This window comes from Microbacterium sp. P5_B6 (assembly GCF_056400345.1).
This window is the reverse complement of sequence record NZ_JBFULL010000002.1, coordinates 1-7,214: the sequence shown is the minus strand read 5'-3', so window position 1 is coordinate 7,214 and position 7,214 is coordinate 1. Positions and strand designations below refer to the sequence as shown.

The following is a 7,214-nucleotide window of genomic DNA, read 5'->3' as shown; positions in this document are numbered from 1 at the left end:
CCTGATCCCCCCGGGCCAGGTCATGCGCGGCCTTCCGAGCTCCCCCGGAACTCGTCCTCACCCATACCGCAATCGACGGGCCTGAGTATGACACTGAACGAATGCTGTGTATAGATCATTTCCCCACACAGCGACACATTTCCGGGGTCCGGCCACCACATTCCCGATCGCACGACACTTCGGAGTGCGGATTGGTTTAACCCCAGGTCAGCGGGAATATTCCGCACACTGCATGCGTGTGATGAGCAGGATGGCCTCAGGATGCGCCGCGCGCGACAGGGCAGGTGTTGTCTCGGAGTGTCGGCGCGGCGGTGTCGGAGACCACGATGCCGTAGGGCACGCCGTCGCAGACCGTCCCGGTGAGCGAGCCCCCCGACGCTCCTCCGAAGATGACAGCGGCGGCGCTCGACCCCGCAATGCGCACCCCGTCGATCGTCGGCGTCGCCGAACCGTCGACCTGCACTCCGACCGATCCGCCCGACACGGTGCTCGACAGCAGCGTCGGTGTGGCCGAGCCGGACGCGGCGAGCCCGATGGTGTTGCCGTCGAACGTGCTGCCGCTCACCGAGCCGCTCGAGGCGTCCAGGAAGAGGACGCCGACCTGTCCGTTGGCCGAGAAGGTCGAGGACTCGATGCTGACTCGGTGCCCGCCGGCGACAGCGACCCCCACCCACTCGTTGCGCTCGAAGACCGAGTCGGTGATCTCCAGGGTCGTTCCGCGTCCCGCGGCATCGACCCCCTGGGCCGACAGGTACACGCCGGCCCCGCCCACTCCCTCTCCGCCGGACGGCGCTCCCGCGACCCGCACTCCGCTGAGCGAGATGGACGCCGAGGGCCCTGCGACCACACCGGAGGAAGGGTGATCCCCGGCCAGTTCGATCGTCAGTCCCTCGAGGCGCACGAGGCTGCCGGTCGCCACGATGATCGCCGCCTCCGTCGAATCGGACCGGATGGTCGTGGCATCCCGTCCCGCGCCGCGCAGCGTCACTCCTTGGAGGAGAACGAGAGTGCCCTCGACATCGACGGTGCCTGCGGGGAGGAGGAGTGTCGTTCCCTCGGGCGCCTGGGCGAGGGCGACGTGGAGGTCTTCCCCCTCCTGCAGCCTGCGCTCGGCAGCATCCTGCCCCACTCGACCAAGGAGCGACGCCTCGACCCGGCGCCAGACGGCCAGCGCAATGGCGGACTCGGGCCGGATTCCCGACAGTCCTTCTTCAAGTCCCCCGGTGAACTCGTCCTCGTCGCAGTCGAGCCGGTCCCTCGTCTCGCGCGCCGCCGCCACGGCGTCCGCGAGTGCGTCGCCTGTCTCGGCTCCCACGGTCGCGCGCGGGGAGGGCGACGAAGCGTCCGACGGCGACGGGCCGGGCGTCGGCACGGTAAGCGGCTCCTCATAGCCCGCGACGAGCTCATCAACGGCAGCGACGATGCCCTCGACCGCCGCTTCGCACTCGGCCAGGGCGGCCACGGTGGTGTCAGGCGTGGGCGCGGCCTCCGGCGATGCCGTGCATCCCGCGAGCAGACCCACGAGGACGAGGGCCACGGCGGCGCGCGCGACGATCACACGCGGAGCCTAGCGCGCGGGGAGGCGCGCGGGTGCGAAGCACCGCACGGCGCGGATCCCGTCGCTCAGACGCTCGGTGACGAAGAGGAGCCCCGAACCTGCAGTTCTCTGCAGATCCGGGGCTCCTCTCAACCCGTCGGGCAAAACGCGACGTCAATGCAGAATCTCACCGAGCGCAGCCTCGAGGGTGGGCACCTTGAGGGTCCACCTCGCTCCCCGGTAGGCGTACCTCATCTCGGCATGTCAGTAGCTGTAGCAGTACCACGTATAGGGGTTGTTGTAGTCGCGATACCCAGCATGGACCCGCCCGTTGTATTGCCGGTACTGCTCTAGGCAAGCCTGCTCCGCATAGAACGGTTTGTCCCCTGCCGTACCCGTGCACCACCACCCATACACGGTGTTGTATCTGACGACAGCGTTCGACGTCGACCCGTAATGCCCCCGGCAATATGTCTGGACACTGATTCCCCCCACGACCGAGCTGGCTTGGGCTGGCGGAGTGACCAAAGCGACGCTGCCGAGCGCGAGCAGCGCACCGAGGATGGCACTCGCGGCGCGGGCCTTTCCGAATCGACGGCGACGTGCCCTGATGCTTCTTGAACCCATGATTGGCTTCCTTTTGATCGTGCCCGCTGGATGACGAGCAGATTCCGAGCTACGTCGCACAATCCCTCTCGATAACGTCCGATCGTGCGTTTCCGGCGGATCCGGATGTGGCTGGGACGTCACGCCCACGGAGTGCAGGTCGTTCCCCAACTGCCCCAAATGCAACCTTGGACGTGTCGCACGGGCGAGTAGATCATCTTCGACCAGGAGTACGCACCGTTGTTGCCGCTGTATCCCTGGGTGTAGCCCGTGTCTTGAACGGCTCTGATGTTCGTGCGGACTCCATTGGTGCGGGCCCAGTTGGTCTGACACTTATCGGACCAGCGGATCTGCACCCATGACGAGCCGCCAGTGCCGTAGACGTACGAAAGATAGATTGTTCGCGCGTCGGCCGCGCACCCGCTGGACTCGGGGTCCTGTCCGGAGCAGTAGTCGCCGTAGCAGCTGACCGCGCTGGCGCTGGGCGCCGATATCGGCGCGACCGCGAGGAGTGCCCCGGCCGCAAGTGCGGCCGTCACTGACGCGATGCGGACAATGTGAGCATTCATGAGGCTCCAACCTCGGGGGGCATGTCGCTGCCCGGTCGAAAGTGTTGTCCCAGGGCGGGACGACAGCATCAGGATGTCGCTCGGGGACCTTGGACGACGCACCGGAAGTGTCTGAATCGGACGCTTCCGGAGTCTCCGGATGCCCACCGTGCAACCCGCATGGGACGGTCACCGTCAGCAGCCGGCTTGTGTCGGCACCGACCTGCCTATGTCAGCTTGAGCGAGTTTCGAGGCGACGGAGCCTTGCACACTCCGCTCACGCGGGGGCCCTCCTTCACGCACCTTCTGAGAGGCCCCGACCTCGTATCAGGAACAGATCGGGTCTCCAAGGCTGATCTCCTCGCCATCGACGGTGATGCTTCCGACCGCACACAGACGCGTAGCCGGCGAGGAACGCACGACCAGCATGGTGTAGGCGCCCTGAACGCCCGGCTCGGTGGCATCTTGACGATCCGGGCCCGTCGGGGCGGTTTCCGGATAGATGGAGACCTTGACCGAATTGCTTTCTGCTTTGCCGTCATAACGGGCTATGCGGGCCCAGCCTGCGTAGCATTTGTTTGACCAGATGATCTGAAGGCGCGTGTTGTTGGCACGATCCTCAGATGCAGCCACTTTCGCATCGTTGACACAAGGGGTCATGGCCGGATCAATCCCGGTGCGCACCACGATCTGGGCATGCGGGTTGACGGGGCCCGCGGCTTTCAGTTCCTTCTGAAGTGCGTTGATCTTCGTGTCGTCGACCCCGCTGGTGACCAGCGTGCCGCCGGCAGCTCCCAGCACAAAAGCGACCACCCCAACCGCGATCGCGATCGACAGGCGAACGGATCGCGGTCGTCGATCGTTCGCGGTGGTCACCACTCTGGCTGATGGTGGCTTTCGCAACAGCGCCTCGCGGCGCCCGAGCCACTGCGTTGCATCGGCGTTGCAAGCTCGGACCAACCCGTCAACGGTGCGGGCAGACGGGAGGGTCTTGCCTGCAAATGCATCGGAGATGACAGTGCGTGACAATCCCGTTGCGTGCTGTAGCCAGCCGAGCGTCGGGCTTCCCGCTGCAACGCGCAGCATTCGGAGGTCGCTCGCGAAGAGGGCAACGGAGTCTGCGTCGTCTCCGGAAGGTCCAGTCATCGTGCATCCCCGAACATGCGATAGCTGATACGACCGGAGCAGATGCACCGGTCCGACATGCATATCAGTACAGGCGTTTCCCGCGTGTGCGAATCGCCTCCCGGCCTACTTAGCGGCACCGCGTTCCTTGGCCTCCGCGGACAGCGAGATGAAGGTCGGGCGTCGTGTTTCGACATGGCGAGAACAACCTGCGCGGCGACGTCCTCCTCTGTCTCTTCGTGAGGCACGAAAAGGAGCCCCGAACCTGCAGTTCTCTGCAGATCCGGGGCTCCACTCAGCCCGTCAGGGCTGTGTCAGGTCGAGAACTCCTAGAAGTTCCAGTCGTCGTCCTCGGTCGCGACGGCCTTGCCGATCACGTACGACGAGCCCGACCCCGAGAAGAAGTCGTGGTTCTCGTCGGCGTTGGGCGAGAGCGCCGACAGGATGGCCGGGTTCACGTTCGTGACGGTCGACGGGAACATCGCCTCGTAGCCGAGATTCATGAGCGCCTTATTGGCGTTGTAGTGCAGGAACTTCTTGACGTCCTCGGTGAGGCCGATCTCGTCGTAGAGGTCCTGCGTGTACTGCACCTCGTTGTCGTAGAGCTCGTACAGCAGCGAGAACGTGTAGTCCTTGAGCTCATCGCGCTGGGCCTGATCGAGCTTCTCGAGTCCCTTCTGGAACTTGTAGCCGATGTAGTAGCCGTGCACGGCCTCGTCGCGGATGATCAGGCGGATGATGTCGGCCGTGTTCGTCAGCTTGGCCTTCGACGACCAGTACAGCGGCAGGTAGAAGCCCGAGTAGAAGAGGAACGACTCGAGCAGTGTCGAGGCGACCTTGCGCTTGAGCGGGTCGTCGCCACGGTAGTAGTCCATGACGATGTGCGCCTTGCGCTGCAGGTTCTCGTTCTCGACCGACCAGCGGAAGGCATCGTCGATCTCGGTCGTGGAGCACAGCGTCGAGAAGATCGACGAGTAGCTCTTGGCATGCACCGACTCCATGAACGCGATGTTCGTGTACACCGCCTCTTCGTGCGGCGTGATGGCGTCCGGGATGAGCGACACGGCGCCCACGGTGCCCTGGATCGTGTCGAGGAGCGTGAGCCCCGTGAACACGCGCATCGTCGTCTGCTGCTCCTGGGGAGTCAGCGTCGCCCACGACTGGACGTCGTTGGAGAGCGGAACCTTCTCGGGGAGCCAGAAGTTGTTGACGAGACGGTTCCAGACCTCGAGGTCCTTGTCGTCCTGGATTCGATTCCAGTTGATCGCCTGGACACTGTCCAGCAGCTGGAGCTTGGGTACGTTCATGTCAGTCCTTTGAGAATCCGGGTCAGGGCATCAGAGCATGCAGCTGACGCAGCCGTCCTGCTCGGTCCCCTCGAGGGCGAGCTGGCGGAGGCGGATGTAATAGATCGTCTTGATGCCCTTGCGCCACGCGTAGATCTGCGCCTTGTTGATGTCGCGCGTGGTGGCGGTGTCCTTGAAGAACAGCGTCAGCGACAGCCCCTGGTCGACGTGCTGGGTCGCGGCCGCGTAGGTGTCGATGATCTTCTCGTAGCCGATCTCGTACGCGTCTTCGTAGTACTCGAGGTTCTCGTTCGACATGAACGGTGCCGGATAGTAGACGCGGCCGATCTTGCCTTCCTTGCGGATCTCGATCTTCGACGCGATCGGGTGGATCGACGACGTCGAGTTGTTGATGTACGAGATCGAGCCCGTCGGGGGCACGGCCTGCAGGTTCTGGTTGTAGATGCCGTGCTCCTGGATCGACGCCTTGAGTGCGCGCCAGTCCTCCTGAGTGGGGATGGGCGTAGCGCCGAACAGCTCCTTGGCGCGGTCCGTCTGCGGCTCCCACACCTGTTCGAGGTACTTGTCGAAGAACTCGCCCGACGCATAGCTCGAGTCCGCGAAGCCGTCGAAGCTCTGCCCGCGCTCGATCGCGATCAGGTTGGAGGCCCGCAGCGCGTGGAAGAGCACCGTGTAGAAGTAGATGTTCGTGAAGTCGACGCCTGCCTCGGAGCCGTAGTGCACGTGCTCGCGCGCCAGGTAGCCGTGCAGGTTCATCTGCCCCAGACCGATCGCGTGCGAGCGGTCGTTGCCGTCCTCGATGGAGCGCACCGAGCGGATGTGGCTCTGATCGCTCACGGCGCTGAGCGCGCGGATCGCCGTCTCGACGGTTCGGCCGAGGTCGCCCCCGTCCATCGCCAGAGCGATGTTCATCGAGCCGAGGTTGCACGAGATGTCCTTGCCGATCTCGGCGTAGGAGAGGTCTTCGTTGTACGTCGTCGGCGTGTTGACCTGCAGGATCTCACTGCAGAGGTTCGACATGTTGATGCGGCCCTTGATCGGGTTGGCCTTGTTCACCGTGTCCTCGAACATGATGTACGGGTAGCCCGACTCGAACTGGATCTCCGCGAGGGTCTGGAAGAACTCCCGTGCGTTGATCTTCGTCTTCTTGATCCGCGCGTCATCGACCATCTCGCGGTACTTCTCGGTGACCGAGATGTCTCCGAACGGCACACCGTAGACGCGCTCGACGTCGTAGGGCGAGAAGAGGTACATGTCTTCGTCGTTCTTGGCGAGCTCGAACGTGATGTCGGGGATGACGACACCCAGCGAGAGCGTCTTGATGCGGATCTTCTCGTCGGCGTTCTCGCGCTTGGTGTCGAGGAACCGCAGGATGTCGGGGTGGTGGGCCGAGAGGTACACCGCGCCTGCGCCCTGGCGCGCCCCGAGCTGGTTGGCGTAGCTGAAGCTGTCTTCGAGAAGCTTCATCACCGGGATGATGCCGCTCGACTGGTTCTCGATCTGCTTGATCGGAGCACCCGACTCGCGGATGTTCGAGAGCAGCAGGGCAACGCCGCCGCCGCGCTTGGAGAGCTGGAGCGCCGAGTTGATGCCGCGGGCGATGGACTCCATGTTGTCTTCGATGCGCAGGAGGAAGCACGAGACGAGCTCACCGCGCTGCGCCTTGCCGGTGTTGAGGAATGTGGGAGTCGCGGGCTGGAAGCGGCCGGCGATGATCTCCTCGACCAGGTCGACCGCGAGCTTCTGGTCGCCGTCTGCAAGGCCCAGCGCCGTCATCACGACACGGTCTTCGAAGCGCTCGAGGTACCGCTTGCCGTCGAAGGTCTTCAGCGTGTAGCTCGTGTAGTACTTGAAGGCGCCGAGGAAGGTCTCGAACCGGAACTTGCGTCCGTAGGCCAGGTCGTTGAGCTCCTGGATGAACTCGAGCGGGTACTTCGCCAGCACCTCGGGCTCGTAGTACTGCTTCTCGACGAGGTAGTCCAGGCGCTCCTTGAGCGAGTGGAAGAACACCGTGTTCTGGTTGACGTGCTGCATGATGTATTCGCGGGCGGCCCGATTGTCTGCGTCGAACTGGATCTTGCCGTCCGGACC

At 64.2% G+C, this 7,214-nt stretch carries 5 protein-coding genes; all 5 read right to left on the bottom strand.

The features are described 5' to 3' along the window. Positions 1 to 256: 256 nt before the first annotated feature. Positions 257 to 1,558, bottom strand: coding sequence for a right-handed parallel beta-helix repeat-containing protein (locus tag AC1DP3_RS01925; RefSeq protein ID WP_477290752.1), 1,302 nt, complete (start codon positions 1,556 to 1,558; stop codon positions 257 to 259). Between the two features lie 725 nt (positions 1,559 to 2,283). Further along, positions 2,284 to 2,712: a DUF2690 domain-containing protein gene (locus AC1DP3_RS01920; protein WP_477290750.1), complete on the bottom strand. Its 429-nt coding sequence runs from the start codon at positions 2,710 to 2,712 to the stop codon at positions 2,284 to 2,286. 306 nt (positions 2,713 to 3,018) lie between these two features. Beyond that, entirely contained in the window at positions 3,019 to 3,837 is an 819-nt protein-coding gene (locus tag AC1DP3_RS01915) for a DUF2690 domain-containing protein (protein ID WP_477290748.1), read from the bottom strand. A 308-nt stretch (positions 3,838 to 4,145) separates the two neighbouring features. Further along, positions 4,146 to 5,123 carry a class 1b ribonucleoside-diphosphate reductase subunit beta gene (gene nrdF, locus AC1DP3_RS01910; protein ID WP_477290746.1) on the bottom strand — a complete coding sequence of 326 codons (978 nt, stop codon included), beginning with the start codon at positions 5,121 to 5,123 and terminating at the stop codon, positions 4,146 to 4,148. A 30-nt stretch (positions 5,124 to 5,153) separates the two neighbouring features. Then, positions 5,154 to 7,214, bottom strand: a 2,061-nt coding sequence (nrdE, locus tag AC1DP3_RS01905; protein ID WP_477290744.1) for a class 1b ribonucleoside-diphosphate reductase subunit alpha, incomplete at its 5' end; no start/stop codon positions are given.